Origin of the sequence: Roseomonas sp. HF4 (assembly GCF_005222755.1) — a bacterium.
Taxonomy (GTDB): domain Bacteria; phylum Pseudomonadota; class Alphaproteobacteria; order Acetobacterales; family Acetobacteraceae; genus Neoroseomonas.
In genome coordinates, this window is sequence record NZ_STGD01000015.1 from 82,837 (window position 1) to 99,751 (window position 16,915).

Consider the following 16,915-nt stretch of genomic DNA (forward strand, 5'->3'; position numbering starts at 1 on the left):
CCTCAGCGGATCTGCGCGATAAGGCTGGCCGCTTCAGTGACGACACGCTTTCCCGCGTCGAGACCTGCGATGACGAGCACGTTGCGTCCGTCGAGCGGCTGCACGCGCACCGGGCGCGGCACGAAGCGCTCGGCCGTCGTCATCTCGAAGACGATGGGCGGGCCCTCCGCGCTCCGGATCACGGCTTCACCGGGAAGCACGATCCCGGCCGCACGGCGGTTCGTCTGCACCGTCACGGTAACTGGCGTTCCCACCGACAGTCCGGGCGAAGCGTTCACGATACGAAACTGCAGGGGAACCGCCTGTTGGCGCAATGCAAGGCCGCGTCCAATGAACGCGAGGTCCAGGGTAAGTCCCGCCGAGGTCGTGGCCCTGGCGCCGGCGATGTCGGCAACCATCCCGCCATCATAGGCAACGGCTTCAACCCATAGGCGGGTCGGCTCGACGATCTCGAAGAGCAGTTCGCGCGCATCGACGATCTGTCCGCCGACGGCTGCCGCGACGCTGATGAAGCCCGACGCGGTGGCCTGGACGGCCAGCCTGCCGTTCAGGCCCTCGGCCACCGCGGCCCGGCGGGCGCGCAGCCCGTCAAGCTCCGCGCGTGCCTCGGCGATCTCGCGTGTCGACACGCTGCCCGCCAGGCCTGCAAGACGCTGCGTACGCTGCTGGGCGATTCCGATCTGCGAGTCGAGCTCGGCGAGGGTCGCCTGCACCCCGCTGCGCTCCTGTGCGCCGAGCACCGGAACGACATAGGCCAGGGTTTGCCCGCGGTCGACGCGGCTGCCGAGGGCGGGAAATCCCCCCTCCGGCGACTCCACCCGACCGGCCTGGGGCGCCTGAACGCGCCCGGATGCATTCGGATCGGCGATCACCTGGCCAACCAACTGCAACGAGACGGGCGCGTCGGCGCGGTCGACGATGGTGGCGCGCACGCCGAGCAGTCGCTGCGTCGGCTTCGGGACGAAGACGCTGCCGTCCGGCTGCCGGCGCGGCTGGTCCAACGGCTGTGCCAGGACCGGCAGCGCTACGAGCGCCAGAATCAGAGCCATCGGGGCAGCTGCTGCCCGCACCGGCACGCCACCGGCAGCGGCCTTGTGTGGTGTTTCCAGGGCCGGCTCCGCACGCGGCTTGAGCGAGACGGTGTCCGCCGCCACCAACGGCGGGAGGTTGCGCGGTGCTGCTACCCTGCCAACCAGAACGCCCAGGAGAAGCAGCGCGAGGCCCGCAGCCCAAATCACAGGCTCCACCGCGGCGCGCATCGCTGTTTCGCGCCAGCCCGGCGCCGCCGCGGCTGCGGCCGCAACGGCCGGGACCTCGATCTCGAACGGCAGCAGATCCACATCGGACCCTGCGGTGATGGTGAAGATGAGGTTGCGCGGGCCCGCCTGCCCGAGCAGGGGATGGGAGACGACGTAGGTCGCCTCCGCACTGCGGGTGACCGGGACGGATTGCCCGTCGAGCGTGGCGGTGATCTCGGCGTTGTCGATCGGCTCGGCGGATGCGTAGCGGTCCAGGTAGAGCCAGAGGCGCGCATCCGGACCGAGGACGCCGACGAGATCGAAAATGTCGGAATGCGCGATCGCACGCGGAGCGGCGTTGGCGGGTGGCGGTGGCTCCTCGCCATGGCCTTCGTGAGCCAAGGTTACCGGCGCGGCAGTGAGAAGCGTCAGGAACGTAGCGGCGAACAAGCAGCGAATTAGAGATGTGGCACGCTTCATGGTTCGACCCCGATCGCTTGATTGTAGCGTGATATGGCTTGGCGGACCGCGACCTGCATCCGCCGACGATCGGCGTCGGCGCCGGCAAGGCTGGTCCGCAGCCGAAGCGTCTCCGCGAGGGTTGTCTGGCCGTCACGGAACGCGCGCTCTCCCAGGCCCGCGGCTTCCGCGAGCGCCGCATGCCGCTGATCGGCCAAGCGCGCGGCGGCCCGCGCATCGGCCAGGGCTGCGCGGGCCCGCTCCCGCTCCGCGGTAATGAGGCGATCGACGGCACTGGCTTCTGCGGTTGCGGTGGTGAGTTCACCCTGCGCGGTCGCGCGTCGTTCCGCATTGCGCGGCGGATGAGCGAACGGTATCCGCACGCGCACGCCGAACCGGGTGTCCCATCCGGAATCACGGTCGTCGCGCTCTTGCCGCATGAACGCCCCTATCTCCGGGCTTTCGCGGTCTTCGACCTCGGCAATTCGAATGCCGGCGCGGGCGACGTCGAGCCCGAGCCGTGCGGCGACGATGCGGGGATGCTCGGCAGGCGCGGCAGCGTCGCGCAACACTTCCTGCGATCCAGGCGCGGGATCACGTCCGGTCAGCGCGCGAAACGCGATCCGTGCCTCGCGGACAGCGGCCTCGGCTTCGCGCAATGCGCCCTCGCTTTCCCTGGCATCTGCGGTCGCGAGCAGTTCCTCCGCCCGAGAGACCTGGCCGGCCCGAGCCTGGCGCGTGACGTCGCGCGTCAGCGCCGCCGTGCTCGCCGTTCGCGTTCGTGCCGCGGCCAGGGCGGCCTCCGCGGCCGCCCAGGTCCAGTACGCGTCACGAACCTCAGCGGCGATAGCCAGGCGACGAGCCGCAATTTGCGCCGCAAGACGCTGACCTTCAGCATCGGCGAGACCACGCTGTGCGCGAGACTGCCCTGGAAGCCACACCGGGACGCCGACCTCCAGTTCGGCTTCGCGAAAGCCACGATTTTGGGTGAAGCGATCGGTGGTGTAGCCCAGCCCTACACTGGGAGCCCCGGGTGTCAGCGAATTGGCGCCGCGCAGCCGTGCATCGATCGCTGCACGCTGCGCCTCGAGTGTCCGCAGTTCGGGGTTCAGTGCGGCCGCAGCTTCGAAAGCGTCGCGCAACGGACTGGCATGCGCCGTGGCGATACCGCCCGCTAGCACGGCAGCCAAGATGAACCGAATCAGCACTGAATCCCCTTCCGCGTCGCCCCTGTGCGGACGGGTATGGCGACCTCACGCGAACGGGTCTTTTCCCGATCATGACAAAGTATTGCAAAACGGGAGGCTCGCTGGTGCGCCGGGCTCAGGCGCTGAAGTCGTGCACGCAACGCTGCGGTCAGTCGTCATCGCCTTGCACAGCAGACTCCGCGCCGCAGATCGAAGAGAACGAACGCAGTGCGGCGCATCATGACGACGTTCACCGATGCCAGCCGGGCGAGGCGACATCAGGGTTGAGATTCCGCTTGACCCTGCCAACGTGGGAGGGACGACGAAGGCGTCTCCCGCAGCTTCTGAACAGGAGACACACATGCAGCACTTCAACGTTCCGGATATGACCTGCGGCCATTGCGTGAAGACGATCACGCAGGCCGTGCAATCGGTTGACGCGGCGGCGCAGGTCCAGGCGGACCTCGCCACGCACAGCATAAGCGTGACCAGCAGCGCGAGCGCGGCCAGCCTCGCGGCCGCCATCGCCGCCGCTGGCTACGCCAACACCCCCCGGGCCTGAGGCAGGAGCAGCCGGGATGGCCCCAGACACCAACGTCAAGGAGTGGATGCCCGCGCTCGCGGCCTCCACCTCCACTTCGCTGGACGCAACGCTCTCGGTCCCGATCGAGGGAATGACCTGCGCGTCCTGCGTGCGCCGCGTCGAGCGGGCCATCGCGGCCGTGCCCGGCGTGGCCGACGCCTCTGTGAACCTCGCGACCGAGCGTGCGGAGGTGCGCTTCGACGGCGCGCCGGACCTCGCGGCGGTGCTCGGCGCCGTTAGTGGGGCTGGCTACGACATCGGCACCGAGGCGACCGACCTCGCCGTGGAGGGCATGACCTGCGCCTCCTGCGTCGGCCGCGTCGAGCGGGCGCTCAAGGCCGTGCCCGGCGTGACGGAGGCCGTGGTGAACCTCGCCACCAACCGCGCCCGCGTCACGCACCTGCCCTCGGTCACTGCGGCAACGCTGATCGAGGCGGTGCGCAAGGCGGGCTACGGCGCCGAGCGCATCGGTGATGAAATCCCATCCGACCGTGGCGACCGCGAGCGCGCCGCGCGCTCGGCCGAGATCCGCGGCCTAGCGCGCAGCCTTGGCCTCGCCGCGGTCCTGACCGCGCCGCTGGTGGTGCTGGAAATGGGCGCGCATCTCTCGATGCCGCTGCACCACGTGATCCGTGACAGCATCGGTTTCGCGCTGAGCTGGCAGATCCAGTTCGTGCTGGCAGCACTCGTCATGTTCGTCCCCGGCCTGCGCTTCCAGACCAAAGGCTGGCGTGCGCTGCTGCGCGGCGCGCCCGACATGAACTCGCTGGTCGCGATCGGCACCGGCGCGGCCTTCGTCTATTCCACCGTCGCAACTTTTGCACCCGCCCTGCTGCCGGAAGGCGCGCGACACGTCTTCTTCGAGGCGGCGGCGGTGATCGTGACGCTGATCCTGCTCGGCCGCTGGCTCGAGGCGCGGAGCAAGGGCCGCACGTCGGAGGCGATCCGGCGGCTGATGGGCCTGCAGCCGCCCACCGCGCGCGTGCTGCGCGACGGGCAGGAGCAGGAGATCCCGGCGGCGGAACTGCTGACCGGCGACATCGTCCTGGTGCGGCCGGGCGAGCGCATCCCCGCCGATGGCGAGGTGACCGACGGCGCCTCCTTCGTGGACGAGGCGATGATCACCGGCGAGCCCGTGCCGATGGAGAAGACCCCTGGCGCGCGCGTGACCGGCGGCACGGTGAACGGCACCGGCGCCTTCCGCTTCCGCGCCACCGCCGTGGGCGGGGAGACGGTGCTCTCGCAGATCGTCCGCATGGTCGAGCAGGCGCAGGGATCGAAGCTGCCGATCCAGGCGCTGGTGGACCAGGTGACGATGTGGTTCGTCCCCGCGGTGCTCGCCATCGCGGCGCTGACCTTCGGCGTGTGGCTGTTGTTCGGCCCCGATCCGGCGCTGGCTTTCGCGTTGGTGAACGCGGTCGCGGTGCTGATCATCGCCTGCCCCTGTGCGATGGGCCTGGCGACGCCGACCTCGATCATGGTCGGCACCGGTCGCGCGGCGGAGCTCGGCGTGCTGTTCCGCAAGGGCGAGGCGCTTCAGTCCCTGCGGGACGTTGAGGTCGTCGCTCTCGACAAGACCGGCACGCTCACGGAAGGCCGCCCGACCCTGACCGACCTCGCGGTCGTGCCGGGCGAGGATGAGGCCGCGATCCTGACGCTCGTCGCCGCGGTGGAGGCACAGTCCGAGCACCCGGTCGCCCAGGCCATCGTCGCCGCGGCGCGGGCGCGCGGGCTGGTCCTGCCGGAGGCGACGGCCTTCGAGGCCGTGCCCGGCTACGGCGCGACCGCGCTGGTGGACGGGCGGCGCGTCGCGGTCGGCGCAGACCGCTATATGGCGCGGCTCAGCCTCGACGTCGCGCACTTCGCCGCCACGGCGGCCGCGCTCGCGGACCAGGGCCGCACGCCGCTCTACGCCGCGGTGGATGGGCGCCTCGTCGCGGCGCTCGCGGTGGCCGATCCGGTCAAGCCGGGCACGCCGGCGGCTCTCGCCGCGCTGCGGGCACAGGGGCTGCACATCGCTATGGTGACCGGCGACAACCGGCGCACGGCGGAAGCGATCGCCCGCGGCCTCGGCATCGATGAGGTGGTCTCCGAGGTGCTGCCGGACGGCAAGGTTGCCGCCGTGCAGGGCCTGCGTGAGGGCGGGCGGAAGGTCGCCTTCGTCGGTGACGGCATCAACGACGCGCCGGCGCTTGCCGCCGCCGATGTCGGCCTCGCGGTCGGCACCGGCACGGACATCGCGATCGAGAGCGCCGACGTGGTGCTGATGTCGGGCGACCTCGGCGCGGTGGCGACCGCCTTCGGGATCAGCCGGGCCACCATGGCGAACATCCGGCAGAACCTGTTCTGGGCCTTCGCCTACAATGTTGCGCTGATCCCGGTCGCCGCGGGCATACTCTGGCCTTTCGGCGGCACGCTGCTCTCGCCCATGTTGGCGGCGGGGGCGATGGGGCTCAGCAGCGTCTTCGTGCTGGCGAATGCACTCCGGCTGCGGCGGTTCCAACCCGCCGCAGCCACCGCGCGGGAGGATGCGTGATGAACATCGGCGATGCGGCGAAGGCCTCGGGCGTCTCGGTGAAGATGATCCGCCACTACGAGGCGATCGGCCTGCTGCCGGCGGCGACGCGGACCGAGAGCGGCTACCGCGTCTACCGACCCGAGGATGTGCACGCGCTGAGGTTCGTCCGAAATGCTCGCGACCTTGGCTTCGCGCTCGCGGAGATCGAGGAGCTGCTTGGCTTGTGGCGAGACAGGGAGCGAAGCAGTGCGGACGTGAAACGTCTTGCCCTTGGCCATCTCGCGACGATCGAACAGAAAGTCAGGGCGTTGCAGGCAGTCGGTGAGACTCTGCGACACCTTGCGAAAGCCTGCCACGGAGATGGCCGGCCCGAGTGCCCGATCCTGCAGGGTCTTTCCGAACGCGAGCCGCCAGCGGCGCCCTCGGCGACGCGCGCCTCACGGTCCGGAGGAGGACTGCGACACAGCGGGATCAGCGCCGAACCGCGCGGGTGAATGTGTTGGCGATGCTCTTTACGGATTTGCAATCGAGGCCTGGGTTCCCACGCTGCAGCCGAGGACCGCAAGCAGCGGGCCGAGAACCGATGACCTCGGGCACGGTTATTTCATCTCGTTTGTGATTGCACACGGACAACTGAGTTCGGCATGCTCCCGTCATCGTAGAAGATGAAGGCCGGTCCTGCGCGTCTGGAGCGCGCTCCAAGGCCCGCGCACGACCGGGATCGGGGTCGGCCGGCATTGGAGGCTGGGGCAAGTGCCGCAACGGCTACAGCGGCCGAAACGAGGCGAACCACTTCGGGGCGAAATTGACCTGCGTGGAATGTCGTTGGCAATCTTGGTCGCACGCACCGGGAGCATCCGTTTGGCGGCACGCGAGGCGCGCAGAACTGTTTCGGCCGTCAGCCGCAGTATTCGGGCGCTTGAGGACGGGCTCGGGGTATCGCTCTTCGAGCGGCGTCCGTCGGGCGTGAAGCTGACAGCCGCCGGCGACGAGTTTCTTGTTGAGGCAACGCGCGTGCTCGGCGGCCTGCAATCTGCCGTATTGCGGGCGCGGGGGGCTGGATCGGCAGCGACGGGCCGATTGGTGATAGGCACATATTTCTCGGCCTCGATCGGACGGTTCCGAGAGGCGCTGATGCGGTTCGTCGAGCAGAACCAAGGCGTCGAGATCTGGCTTCGTGAGGGAAGCCGCGATGAGCTCCTGTTGACCCTGCGCCGCGGCGAGGTGGATCTCGCATTGCTGCTGGGGCCGATGGATGAGGCGGCGCTGGACCGCCTGACGCTTTGGCAAGAGGCCGGCATGGTGGCCTTGCCCGAACGCCATCCCCTTGCCGACGCCGACTTCATTCGATGGCGGGACTTGGTGGACGAGACATTCATAGTCACGTCGCGTGGTTCCGGACCAGAGGCCCGCATCACGGTCCAAGGACTGCTGCCGCCTGGGACGACAGCTCGCTTCGCAGCGCATGATGTCAGTCGGGAGGGCATGTTCAATTTGGTCGGCGCGGGGTTTGGCGTCGCCGTGCTCGCTGAATCCGCGTCAGGCGCGTCCTATCCGGGCGTCGTGTTCCGGCCCGTTGGCGACCAGACCGGCCCGACGATGGTAGAGGCCGCGGCGTACTGGGACCCCAAGCGCGACAACCCCGCCTTGCGTCGGTTCCTAGCGCAACTGCGCGCGACTCAGGGATCGCGCGCTGGCTGAGCCTGTGGTCCGCGCGATCGAGGCGCGGGCCGGCGTGCAGAGCGGAAGCCTCGGTCGCTCGCCAGGAACCGCGCCAGCATCGGCGCCACCAGCTTCGTGGGCTCGACCTGCTGCCCCGTTTCGCGTGAGAGCGCCTCGGCGTAGGCGACCAGGTCGCGGTGGAGATCCGCCGGCAGCTCCACGGTGAGCTTCACCGGACGGTCATCAAGGATCGGGCCGAGCTTCAGCTTCGGCATAGGTCAGCCTCCGTAGGGCTCGAGCACAAGGTCGCGGTGGACGATGACGCGGACGGGAAAGCCAGGGCGCACGGTCAGCGTCGGCGGGACGGAGAGCTGCCGGCGGACGATCTCCTCGCCGGCGCGGCCAACGGTGTCCTGGCCGCTTTCGCGAATGGCGTGGGCGATGTCGCTTTCGTCGTCGCGGCCGAGTTCCAGGCCGAGGTTCAACAGCGTCGCCAGCCCTGCGGCCAGGAAGAGCCGTCCCCAGTGGTAGTCCACGCCGTCCTCGAGCCCGGCATAGCCTGCCTCGTCGGCACCGGGCATGCGCTCCAGCACGATGGAACGGCCGTTGGGCAGGATGAGCCGGTTCCAGACCAGCAGTATGCGGCGCTGCCCAAAACTGATGCGGCTGTCGTAGGCGCCGATCAGGCGCGTGCCCTGCGGGATGAGCAGGTGCCGCCCGGTCGGGCTGTCGAAGACGTTTGCCGTGACCTGGGCGGTGATCTGCCCCGGCAGGTCGGAGCGGAGGCCGGTCAGCAGCGCAGCGGGGATGACGCTGCCGGCCTGGATGACGAAGGGGCTCGTCGGCGCCTGGAGCCGATCCGGCGAGGTCGTGCGGCGATCGGCAGGCCCGCCCAGGAAGGCGAGCCGCCGGTCGGTGGCGTCGGGGCCGATCGGCATCGCGCCCTGATCCGCTGCCAGGGGTCCGGCGGGCGTGGCGCCGCGCGGCTCGCCCCGCGCCTCGACCTGCACGAAGAGCCGGCTGGTGCGCGCCGCCTCGATCTCCTGCAACCGCCGCTGCTCGGCCGGATCGGCGCTTGTGGGCGAGGCCGGCGGCACGACCGGCTGGCCGCGCTCCTGCGCCCGCACGATCGGTCGGCCGAGATCGCCTGGCAGCGGCGGCCCCAGCTGCGGAATGCCGGCATAGTCACGCGGCAGGGTGGCGAGACCGCCGGCCTGCGGGTTCCGGTCCGTGCTGTAGAGCTCGCGCGGCCCCTCGCCGCCGCCGCGGCCCTGAAGTGCCACGATCAGCGCCGCGCCGATCCCCAGCCCCGCCGCAACGCCGAGCCCGATCAGCACCCGCCGGGAGAGCCGCACCACGCGCGGCGGATCGGGGCGCAGGCGGAGCGCCGCGGCGATGTCGCGCTCGCTCCCGCCCCGTTCCGGCGCCGCCCCGCTCATCGCGCCCGGCCATCGGTGCGCACGATGCGCACGCGCTGCTGCCGGTCGCCGAGACGCAGCTCGGCCGCGGCGAAGAGCCGGTCGACAATCATGAAATTCTGCCGGACGCGGTAGTTGACGAGCTGCCCCTCGCCCTCCGGCCCGATGACGAAGAGCGGCGGCATCTCGCCCTGGCCGATGCCGCGCGGGAACTCGATGAAGACCTGGCGCCCGTCGTCGAAGGCGCGCAGCGGCCGCCAGGCGGGGCTGTCGCCGTCGATCTCGTAGCGGAAGCGCAGACGGGCGAGATCGAGCCCCTGCTCGACGGGTGCGGCGGCGTTCTGCCGGCGCAGCGCGATCAGCGCGTCCTGCGGATACTGCCAGGAGACGGAGGCCATGTAGGTGCGCTCGGTGGAGCGCAGCTCCAGAAGGTAGGTCCGGCGGTCGGTGTTGATGATGAGGTTGGTGGTGAGGTCGGGCCGCGTCGGCTTGACGATGATGTGCACGCGGCGCGTGGGACCGGTGCCGCTCTCGGTGTCGCCGATGATCCAGCGCACCGTGTCGCCGGCGGCGACGGGGCCGTTGCCGACCAGCGTCTCGCCCTCCTGCAGCATGATGGCGGTGACCTGGCCGGGCGCGGTGTAGACCTGATAGAGCGCGCCGGGCGTGAAGGGGTAGACCTGCACCGCGTTGATGAAGCCCGCGCGGACCGGCTGCACGCGCGCGGCGGCGTTGGCCTGGTTGACGCGCACGGTCGGATCGGGGGGCTCCGGCGTGCGGCGAGAGGGTGGGATGCGCTGGAGCTGGCCCGGCAAGGGCAGCGGCGTCGGCACCTCGACGATTTCCACGGGCCGCGGCGGCTCCGGGATCTGCGTCGCCTGGATCGGCTCGTCGTCGTAGCTGATCTCGGGCGGGCGGAAGGCGCAGGCGCCGAGGCCGAGCAGGAGGAGCGCCAGGGTGGGGGTTGCGTGCCTCATTGCCCGAGCTCCCGCGACCAATTGATGGCGTGGACGAAGATGCCGAGGGGGTTCTTGCGCAGGCGTTCGGCGTCGCGTGCGGGCTGGACGATGATGGTCAGGATCGCCGTCCAGCGCTCGGTGCGGGCGAGCTGGCCGTTCTCGTAGGTGCGTTCGATCCAGGCGACCCGAAAACTGTCGTCGGAGGCGCGGATGACGCTGGAGACTTCGACGGCCACCTGCTGACGGCCGACGCGGCCGAAGGGATCGCTGGCGCGCGCGAAGTCGTTCAGCGCCAGCGCGCCGCGATCGGTCGCGAAGTCATAGGCGCGCAGCCAGTTCTGCCGGACGATGATCGGGTCGGCGGCGATGCCGCGCACCTGCTCGATGAAGCGCGCGAGGTGCCAGGCGATCTGCGGGTCGGTCGGGCGGAAATTGGCGATGGCGGGGGCGACGGCCTGCGCCTCGCCGAGCCGGTCCACCTGCACGACCCAGGGCACGATGGTGCCGCGGGCGGACTGCCAGACCAGGGCGCCGGCCAGCCCCGCGATCAGGAAAAGCTCGCCGAGCGCCATGAGGCGCCAGTTGCGCGCCTGGATGCGGGCGGAGCCGATGCGTTCGTCCCAGGCCTGGGCGGCGCGCTGGTAGGGTGTCTCGGGCTCCGGCGTGCGGCCGTAGCGGACGGAGGGACGCCGAAAGGGAGAGGATGACATCAGCGATCCTCCGAGAGGCGAATGGAGGAGCCGGCGCCACCGCCATCGCCGGAGCGGATGGCGTGGCCGAGGGTGGTGACGCCGTGGCTCAGCGCCTGGCCGCGCCGCATGCGGCGGGCCCAGGCGGGGGCCCCGGAGGATGGCGGATCCGCGGGCGGCGGTGCGCCGCCGGAGACGGCTGCGCTGCCGGCGGCGTGGCTGGCGCGAAGGCTGCCGGCGGCACTGCGCAGCGGGCTGGTCGCGCCGGAGCCCGCGGCCATCACCACGCCGGACGCGCCCCCGCGACGGTAGGCCGTGCTGGTGGCGCCGAGCGCGTAGGCTGAGCCGCGCGCGCCGGCGCCGATGGCGGAGCCCGCCGCGCCGACAGCCGCCGCGCCCGTGCGCACGGCCGCGGCGCCGGCGATCATGGCGCCTCCCGCCGCGAGGCCCGTGCCGACCGCCGCGCCAGCGCCGAGCTGCGGCCCGCCCGAGATCAGCCCGTTGGCGATGCCGGGCCCGAAGATCCCGAGCGCCAGCAGCGCCAGCGCCGCGAGCACGATGGACATCGCCTCGTCGATGGTCGGCTGGTTCGCGCCGAACCCGGCGGTGAACTGCGCGAAGAGCGTCGAGCCGATGCCGATGATGACGGCGAGTACCAGCACCTTCACGCCGGAGGAGACGACGTTGCCGAGCACGCGCTCGGCGAGGAAGGCCGTCTTGCCGAACAGCCCGAAGGGCACCAGCACGAAGCCCGCGAGCGTCGTCAGCTTGAACTCGATCAGCGTGACGAAGAGCTGGATCGCCAGGATGAAGAAGGACAACAGTACGACCGCCCAGGCGAACATCAGGATCGCGATCTGGACGAAGTTCGTGAAGAACGAGATGTAGCCCATCAGGCCGGAGACGGCCTGGAGCAGCGGCCGCCCGGCATCAAGGCCGACCTGCGCGACGCGGCCCGGCTGGAGCAGTTGCTGTGCCGTGATGGTCGAGCCCGACGCGACCAGGCCGAGACCGGCGAAGCTGTCGAAGATGACCTGGGCGAGGAAGTTCCAGTTGCCGATGATCCAGGCGAAGACGCCGACGAAGAGGGTCTTCTTGATCAGGCGCGCGATGATGTCGTCGTCGGCACCCCAGGCCCAGAAGAGCGCGGCCAGGGTGATGTCGATGACGATGAGCGTCGCGGCGAGGAAGGCCACCTCGCCGCCGAGCAGCCCGAAGCCGCTGTCGATGTAGCGGGTGAAGACGTCGAGGAAGCGGTCGATGACGCCGGTGCCGTTCATGGCACGTCCCGAGATGTGCGGAGATACGGCGCCACGACCACGGCTCAGCGGCCATGGAACATCTGCGCCGAGCCCGGCTGGTAGCCGGCGCCCGGGGCGAGGAAGCGCTCCAGCTGCTCGCGCGCCTGCTCCTCGCCGCTGGCCACACGCGCCGCCTCGAGCGCCTGGGCGCGGCCCTGCGCGGCGAGAAGCGCGGTGAGGTCGGCGATCTGCTGGGATTGCAAGGCGAGCAGCTGGTTGCCCGCCTGCGCGGCCTGGAGCGCGCCGGTCGCACCCTGGCTCTGGCCGATCAGCGCCTCGATCTCGGCGCGCGTGCCGGTCAGGTTGCCGACCACGGTCGCCTGGGTCATCAGCGCGTCCTGGAAGCCGGCGACGGAGGTCTGCCAGCGTTCGCGCGCATTGGCGAACATCTGCTGGCTGGAGCCGAGCGAGGCGGCGCTGCCGTAGCCCTGCGTGAAGGCGCGCTCGATGTCGGTGACCTCGTAGGCGAGGCGCTGTGCGCGGGCGATCAGCTGCTGCGTGCGCGCGAAGGACTGCTGCAGCCGCATGAGCGAGGAGTAGGGCAGGCTCGCGAGGTTGCGTGCCTGGTTGATCAGCATCTGCGCCTCGTTCTGAAGTGAGGCGATCTGGTTGTTGATCTGGTCGAGCGCGCGGGCGGCGGAGAGGATGTTCTGCGCGTAGTTCCACGGATCGAAGACGGTCCACTGCGCCTGCGCGGGGGTGACCGTGACGGGGAGAGGCGACGCAACAAGAGCTGCGCCGAGCAGCGCGGCGCGGAGCGGGCGGCGGATCATGGAACGGTGTCCTCCGGAGGGTCGGGCAGGAGCTCGGCGGCCCAGTCGAGGCCGCGGCGCAGCAGCCAGGCGCGCGCGAAGCCGGCGCGGCCATGGGTGGCGAGGATCTCCGCGATGGCGGCCTGGTCGGTCTTGGAGGAGGCGGCGCAGAAGGCGAGCGCGACCTCCGAAAGCCCCAGCTCGAAGAGCCGGTTGCCGCGGCGGGATTGGCAGTAGTAGTCGCGCTTGGGCGTCGCCCGGGCGAGGATCTCTGTCTGTCGGTCGTTCAGCCCGAATCGCGCGTACATGGTAGCGATCTGCGGCTCAAGCGCGCGCTCGTTCGGCAGGAAGATTCTGGTCGGGCAGCTCTCGATGATCGCCGGCGCGATGGCCGAGCCATCCACGTCCGCCAGCGACTGCGTCGCGAAGACCACCGAGGCGTTCTTTTTGCGGAGCGTCTTGAGCCATTCGCGCAGCTGCGCGCCGAAGGTGGCGTCGTCCAGCGCCAGCCAACCCTCGTCGACGATGATCAGCGTGGGCCGGCCATCCAGGCGCCGGCCGATGGCGTGGAAGAGATAGGCGAGCACGGCGGGCGCGGCAGCGGCGCCGATCAGCCCCTCGGTCTCGAAGGCCTGCACGTCTGCCTCGCCCAGCCGCTCCGCCTCGGCGTCGAGCAGCCGGCCCCAGGGGCCGGCGAGGGTGTAGGGCTCGAGCGCCCGCTTGAGCGCTTGGGACTGCAGCAGCACGGCGAGGCCGGTCAGGGTGCGCTCGTGCACGGGCGCTGAGGCAAGGCTGGTCAGCGCGGACCAAAGATGGTCCTTCACCGCCGGATCGATCGCCACACCCTCGCGGGCGAGCAGGCCCGCGATCCACTCCGCCGCCCAGGCGCGCTCCTCCGGTGCGTCGATCCGCGCGAGCGGTTGCAACGCGACCGGCTCGGCCATCTCGCCGGCCAGCGCGCCGCCGAGGTCGTGCCAGTCCCCGCCCATGGCGATCGCGGCGGCGCGGATCGAGCCGCCGAAGTCGAAGGCGAAGACCTGCGCGCCGGCGTACCGGCGGAACTGCAGGGCCATCAGCGCCAGCAGCACCGACTTGCCCGCGCCGGTCGGGCCGATCACCAGCGTGTGCCCCACATCGCCGACATGCAGCGAGAAGCGGAACGGTGTCGCCCCCTCCGTCCTCGCATGGAACAGCGGCGGCCCGCCGAGATGCTCGTTGCGTTCCGGCCCGGCCCAGACCGCCGAGATCGGCACGATGTGAGCGAGGTTCAGCGTCGAGATCGGCGGCTGCCGGACATTGGCATAGAGGTGCCCCGGCAGGCTGCCGAGCCAGGCCTCGACGGCGTTCACCCCCTCGCGGATGACCGTGAAGTCGCGGGACTGGATGACCTTCTCGACCAGGCGGAGCTTGTCGTCCGCGGCGCGGGCATCCTCGTCCCACACCGTCACGGTCGCCGTGACGTAGGCCCAGCCGGCGATGTCCTGGCCGAGTTCCTGCAGCGCCTCGTCCGCGTCGGCGGCCTTGTTGGCGGCGTCGCTGTCGAGCAGCACGCTCTGCTCGTTGGTCATCACCTCCTTGAGGATCGCCGCGATGGACTTGCGCTTGGCGAACCACTGCCGGCGGATGCGGGTGAGCAGCTTCTGCGCGTCGGTGCGGTCGAGGCAGATGGCGCGGGTGCACCAGCGGTATTCGAAGGCGAGCGTGTTCAGCTCGTCGAGGATCCCGGGGAAGGTCGCGCTCGGGAAGCCGATGATGGTGAGCACGCGCAAGTGCGCGTCGCCCAGCCGGGGTGCGAGGCCACCCACCAGCGGCTGGTCGGCCAGCAGCGCGTCGAGATGCATCGGCGTCTCGGGCACGCGGACGAGGTGGCGGCGGGTCGAGACCGTCGAGTGCAGGAAGGTCAGCGTCTCGGCATCGTCGAGCCAGCGCGCCTCCGGCACGAAGGCCTCTATCTGGTCGAGCAGGCGGTCGGTGCGGTCGATGAAGTTTTTGAGCGCCTCGCGGCCACCCGCCACCTCGGCGCCCGCTGTGCCCTCATAGAGAAAACCCTCGGCACGGGCGGCGTCGTCGGCGGGCGGCAGCCAGGCGAAGGTGAGGACATAGCTGCTCTCGAAATGCGCGCCGGCCTCTTCGAACTGGGCGCGGCGCTCGGCGTCGACCAGGGCCGAGACGGGGTCGGGGAAGGTGCTGGCGGGGTAGCCGCGCGCCGGCACCCGCTGCGCCTCAGCGAAGACCGCCCAGCCTGAGCCGAGGCGCCGCAGCGCGCCATTCAGCCGCGCGGCGGTGGCCGCGAGCTCTGACGGCGTGGCGCTGTCCAGGTCCGGGCCGCGGAAGCGCGCGCTGCGTTGGAAGGAGCCGTCCTTGTTCAGCACGACGCCCGGCGCGACCAGCGCGGCCCAAGGGAGGAAGTCCGCGAGGGTGTGGGGCTTCCGGCGGTACTCGGCGAGGTTCAGCATCGCCGCCTCACGCGCGCAGCCAGGCGGGGTAGCGCAGGTGCCGGCGCACCACCTCGACGAACTGCGCATCGCGTCGCGCCGCCCAGACGGCGGCAAGGTGGCCGACAAGCCAGATGAGCACGCCGGCGACCCAGAGCCGCAGCCCGAGCCCGATCGCCGCGGCGAGTGTGCCGTTGGCGATGGCGACCGCGCGCGGGGCGCCGGCGAGCAGGATCGGCTCGATCAGCGCGCGGTGCACCGGCGCCGAGAAGCCCGGCACGGAATCGGCCGGCGCGGCCATCAGACCAGCGCCCCGCCGCCGAACTGGAAGAACGACAGGAAGAAGCTCGACGCCGCGAAGGCGATCGAGATCCCGAAGACGATCTGCACCAGCCGCCGGAAGCCGCCCGAGGTATCCCCGAAGGCCAGTGTCAGGCCGGTGACGATGATGATGATCACGGCGATGATCTTGGCGACCGGTCCCTCGATCGACTCCAGCACCTGCTGCAGCGGCTGCTCCCAGGGCATGTTGGAGCCGGCGGCATGGGCGGGTGCGGTGAGCGCGAGGCAGAGCGCGAAGGCGGCCGCGCCGGCGAGGCGCGTGCGCAGCGTGGACGTCATGAGGTGTCTCCTGCTGGGGTGAGGTCGTAGTCGCCGGCCACGGTCAGGCCGCGGACCTGGGCGAGCTCGGCAAGGCGGCGGTCCCCGCCGCGACCGGCGAGCACGGCGATGACGTCGATCGTCTCCGCAATCAGCGCCCGCGGGACGGTGACGACGGCTTCCTGGATCAGCTGCTCGAGGCGGCGCAGCGCGCCGAGGGCGGAGCCGGCGTGGATCGTGCCGATACCGCCAGGGTGACCGGTGCCCCAGGCCTTGAGAAGGTCGAGCGCCTCGGCACCGCGCACCTCGCCGATGGGGATGCGGTCGGGGCGCAGGCGGAGCGCGCGGCGGACGAGCTCGGAAAGCGAGACGACGCCATCCTTGGTGCGCAGCGCGACCAGGTTCGGCGCGCGGCATTGGAGCTCGCGCGTATCTTCGATCAGCACGACGCGGCCGCCCTCGCCGGCGACCTCGGCGAGAAGGGCGTTGGTCAGCGTGGTCTTGCCGGTGGAGGTGCCGCCGGCCACGAGGATGTTGCGGCGCTCCGCGACGGCGGTGCGCAGCGCGGCGGCTTGGGCGGCCGTCATGATGCCGGCGGCGACGTAGTCCTCCAGCGTGAAGACTACGACGGCGGGCTTGCGGATCGCGAAGGCGGGACCAGCGACCACGGGCGGCAGCAGGCCCTCGAAGCGTTCACCTGTCTCGGGCAGTTCTGCGGATACGCAGGGGCGGTCCGCATGCACCTCCGCGCCCACATGATGCGCGACGAGGCGGATGATGCGCTCGCCATCGGCGAAGGCGAGGCGCTGCCCGGTATCCGCGAGGCCTTCCGCAAGACGGTCGATCCACAGCCGGCCGTCGGGGTTCAGCATCACCTCGACGACGGCGGGGTCCTCGAGCCACGCGGCGATGCCGGGACCGAAAGCCGTGCGCAGCATCCGCGCACCACGCGCAGTCGTCTCGGCCTTGAGCGGAAGCAGCGACATGCGGTCCCCGTGGTGTTGCTGCGGCGCATGTGCTGCAGCAGGCGGGGACGATTAGAGAGCGGCAGAACCAAGCGAGTTCAACAAGCGGGAGGGCGTAGTAGCGGTGCGGCGAGAAAGGGCAGGCTCCG

Annotated in this window: 16 protein-coding genes; 4 read left to right on the forward strand and 12 right to left on the reverse strand. The window is 70.8% G+C overall.

Annotation, left to right across the window (positions count from 1 at the left end):
• Positions 1-2: 2 nt before the first annotated feature.
• Complete coding sequence (locus E8M80_RS20545) at positions 3-1,688, reverse strand: efflux RND transporter periplasmic adaptor subunit (RefSeq protein WP_170979538.1); 1,686 nt, start codon at positions 1,686-1,688, stop codon at positions 3-5.
• Between the two features lie 26 nt (positions 1,689-1,714).
• Positions 1,715-2,905: a TolC family protein gene (locus E8M80_RS20550; RefSeq protein WP_137127596.1), complete on the reverse strand. Its 1,191-nt coding sequence runs from the start codon at positions 2,903-2,905 to the stop codon at positions 1,715-1,717.
• A 340-nt stretch (positions 2,906-3,245) separates the two neighbouring features.
• Between E8M80_RS20550 and E8M80_RS20555 the strand changes: the two genes are divergently transcribed.
• The 4 genes from E8M80_RS20555 (at position 3,246) to E8M80_RS20570 (ending at position 7,686) form a co-directional block, all read left to right on the forward strand.
• Positions 3,246-3,446, forward strand: a complete 201-nt coding sequence (locus tag E8M80_RS20555; RefSeq protein WP_137127597.1) for a heavy-metal-associated domain-containing protein — start codon at positions 3,246-3,248, stop codon at positions 3,444-3,446.
• A gap of 46 nt (positions 3,447-3,492) precedes the next feature.
• Entirely contained in the window at positions 3,493-6,003 is a 2,511-nt protein-coding gene (locus E8M80_RS20560) for a heavy metal translocating P-type ATPase (RefSeq protein ID WP_137127650.1), read from the forward strand.
• Positions 6,003-6,479, forward strand: a complete 477-nt coding sequence (gene cueR / locus E8M80_RS20565) for a Cu(I)-responsive transcriptional regulator (RefSeq protein ID WP_137127598.1) — start codon at positions 6,003-6,005, stop codon at positions 6,477-6,479. The genes E8M80_RS20560 and cueR overlap by 1 nt, the downstream gene beginning before the upstream one ends.
• Before the next feature lie 325 nt (positions 6,480-6,804).
• Positions 6,805-7,686, forward strand: a complete 882-nt coding sequence (locus tag E8M80_RS20570; protein ID WP_137127599.1) for a LysR family transcriptional regulator — start codon at positions 6,805-6,807, stop codon at positions 7,684-7,686.
• Here E8M80_RS20570 and E8M80_RS20575 read toward each other — a convergent pair.
• From E8M80_RS20575 to trbB, 10 genes are read right to left on the reverse strand one after another with little or no spacing between them, the layout of a single operon-like run.
• Positions 7,665-7,922: a DUF2274 domain-containing protein gene (locus E8M80_RS20575; protein ID WP_137127600.1), complete on the reverse strand. Its 258-nt coding sequence runs from the start codon at positions 7,920-7,922 to the stop codon at positions 7,665-7,667. The genes E8M80_RS20570 and E8M80_RS20575 overlap by 22 nt on opposite strands.
• Positions 7,923-7,925: 3 nt before the next feature.
• Complete coding sequence (locus E8M80_RS20580; RefSeq protein ID WP_137127601.1) at positions 7,926-9,086, reverse strand: TrbI/VirB10 family protein; 1,161 nt, start codon at positions 9,084-9,086, stop codon at positions 7,926-7,928.
• Positions 9,083-10,042, reverse strand: coding sequence for a P-type conjugative transfer protein TrbG (trbG, locus tag E8M80_RS20585; protein WP_137127602.1), 960 nt, complete (start codon positions 10,040-10,042; stop codon positions 9,083-9,085). Before trbG ends, E8M80_RS20580 begins: the two co-directional genes overlap by 4 nt.
• Positions 10,039-10,734 (reverse strand): conjugal transfer protein TrbF, encoded by a 696-nt coding sequence (gene trbF / locus E8M80_RS20590; RefSeq protein WP_137127603.1) that lies wholly within the window; start codon positions 10,732-10,734, stop codon positions 10,039-10,041. The genes trbG and trbF overlap by 4 nt, the downstream gene beginning before the upstream one ends.
• A complete protein-coding gene (gene trbL / locus E8M80_RS20595; protein WP_137127604.1) occupies positions 10,734-11,993 on the reverse strand; it encodes a P-type conjugative transfer protein TrbL in 1,260 nt (419 codons plus the stop codon). Before trbL ends, trbF begins: the two co-directional genes overlap by 1 nt.
• A gap of 44 nt (positions 11,994-12,037) precedes the next feature.
• Positions 12,038-12,787 (reverse strand): P-type conjugative transfer protein TrbJ, encoded by a 750-nt coding sequence (gene trbJ, locus E8M80_RS20600; protein ID WP_137127605.1) that lies wholly within the window; start codon positions 12,785-12,787, stop codon positions 12,038-12,040.
• Positions 12,784-15,222, reverse strand: a complete 2,439-nt coding sequence (gene trbE / locus E8M80_RS20605; protein ID WP_137127606.1) for a conjugal transfer protein TrbE — start codon at positions 15,220-15,222, stop codon at positions 12,784-12,786. The genes trbJ and trbE overlap by 4 nt, the downstream gene beginning before the upstream one ends.
• Before the next feature lie 7 nt (positions 15,223-15,229).
• A complete protein-coding gene (locus E8M80_RS20610) occupies positions 15,230-15,502 on the reverse strand; it encodes a VirB3 family type IV secretion system protein (RefSeq protein WP_137127607.1) in 273 nt (90 codons plus the stop codon).
• Positions 15,502-15,822, reverse strand: a complete 321-nt coding sequence (locus E8M80_RS20615) for a TrbC/VirB2 family protein (RefSeq protein WP_137127608.1) — start codon at positions 15,820-15,822, stop codon at positions 15,502-15,504. The genes E8M80_RS20610 and E8M80_RS20615 overlap by 1 nt, the downstream gene beginning before the upstream one ends.
• Positions 15,819-16,787: a P-type conjugative transfer ATPase TrbB gene (gene trbB, locus E8M80_RS20620; RefSeq protein WP_137127609.1), complete on the reverse strand. Its 969-nt coding sequence runs from the start codon at positions 16,785-16,787 to the stop codon at positions 15,819-15,821. Before trbB ends, E8M80_RS20615 begins: the two co-directional genes overlap by 4 nt.
• Between the last annotated feature and the right edge of the window lie 128 nt (positions 16,788-16,915).

What these genes read in the sequence shown, in the direction of transcription:
- trbG (WP_137127602.1), bottom strand. Translation starts at nt 10,042, where the DNA reads ATGAGGCACGCAACCCCCACCCTGGCGCTCCTCCTGCTCGGCCTCGGC.
- cueR (WP_137127598.1), top strand. Translation starts at nt 6,003, where the DNA reads ATGAACATCGGCGATGCGGCGAAGGCCTCGGGCGTCTCGGTGAAGATG.
- E8M80_RS20610 (WP_137127607.1), bottom strand. Translation starts at nt 15,502, where the DNA reads ATGGCCGCGCCGGCCGATTCCGTGCCGGGCTTCTCGGCGCCGGTGCAC.
- trbB (WP_137127609.1), bottom strand. Translation starts at nt 16,787, where the DNA reads ATGTCGCTGCTTCCGCTCAAGGCCGAGACGACTGCGCGTGGTGCGCGG.
- E8M80_RS20575 (WP_137127600.1), bottom strand. Translation starts at nt 7,922, where the DNA reads ATGCCGAAGCTGAAGCTCGGCCCGATCCTTGATGACCGTCCGGTGAAG.
- E8M80_RS20560 (WP_137127650.1), top strand. Translation starts at nt 3,493, where the DNA reads ATGCCCGCGCTCGCGGCCTCCACCTCCACTTCGCTGGACGCAACGCTC.
- E8M80_RS20555 (WP_137127597.1), top strand. Translation starts at nt 3,246, where the DNA reads ATGCAGCACTTCAACGTTCCGGATATGACCTGCGGCCATTGCGTGAAG.
- E8M80_RS20570 (WP_137127599.1), top strand. Translation starts at nt 6,805, where the DNA reads ATGTCGTTGGCAATCTTGGTCGCACGCACCGGGAGCATCCGTTTGGCG.
- trbF (WP_137127603.1), bottom strand. Translation starts at nt 10,734, where the DNA reads ATGTCATCCTCTCCCTTTCGGCGTCCCTCCGTCCGCTACGGCCGCACG.
- E8M80_RS20580 (WP_137127601.1), bottom strand. Translation starts at nt 9,086, where the DNA reads ATGAGCGGGGCGGCGCCGGAACGGGGCGGGAGCGAGCGCGACATCGCC.
- trbL (WP_137127604.1), bottom strand. Translation starts at nt 11,993, where the DNA reads ATGAACGGCACCGGCGTCATCGACCGCTTCCTCGACGTCTTCACCCGC.
- trbJ (WP_137127605.1), bottom strand. Translation starts at nt 12,787, where the DNA reads ATGATCCGCCGCCCGCTCCGCGCCGCGCTGCTCGGCGCAGCTCTTGTT.
- E8M80_RS20615 (WP_137127608.1), bottom strand. Translation starts at nt 15,822, where the DNA reads ATGACGTCCACGCTGCGCACGCGCCTCGCCGGCGCGGCCGCCTTCGCG.
- trbE (WP_137127606.1), bottom strand. Translation starts at nt 15,222, where the DNA reads ATGCTGAACCTCGCCGAGTACCGCCGGAAGCCCCACACCCTCGCGGAC.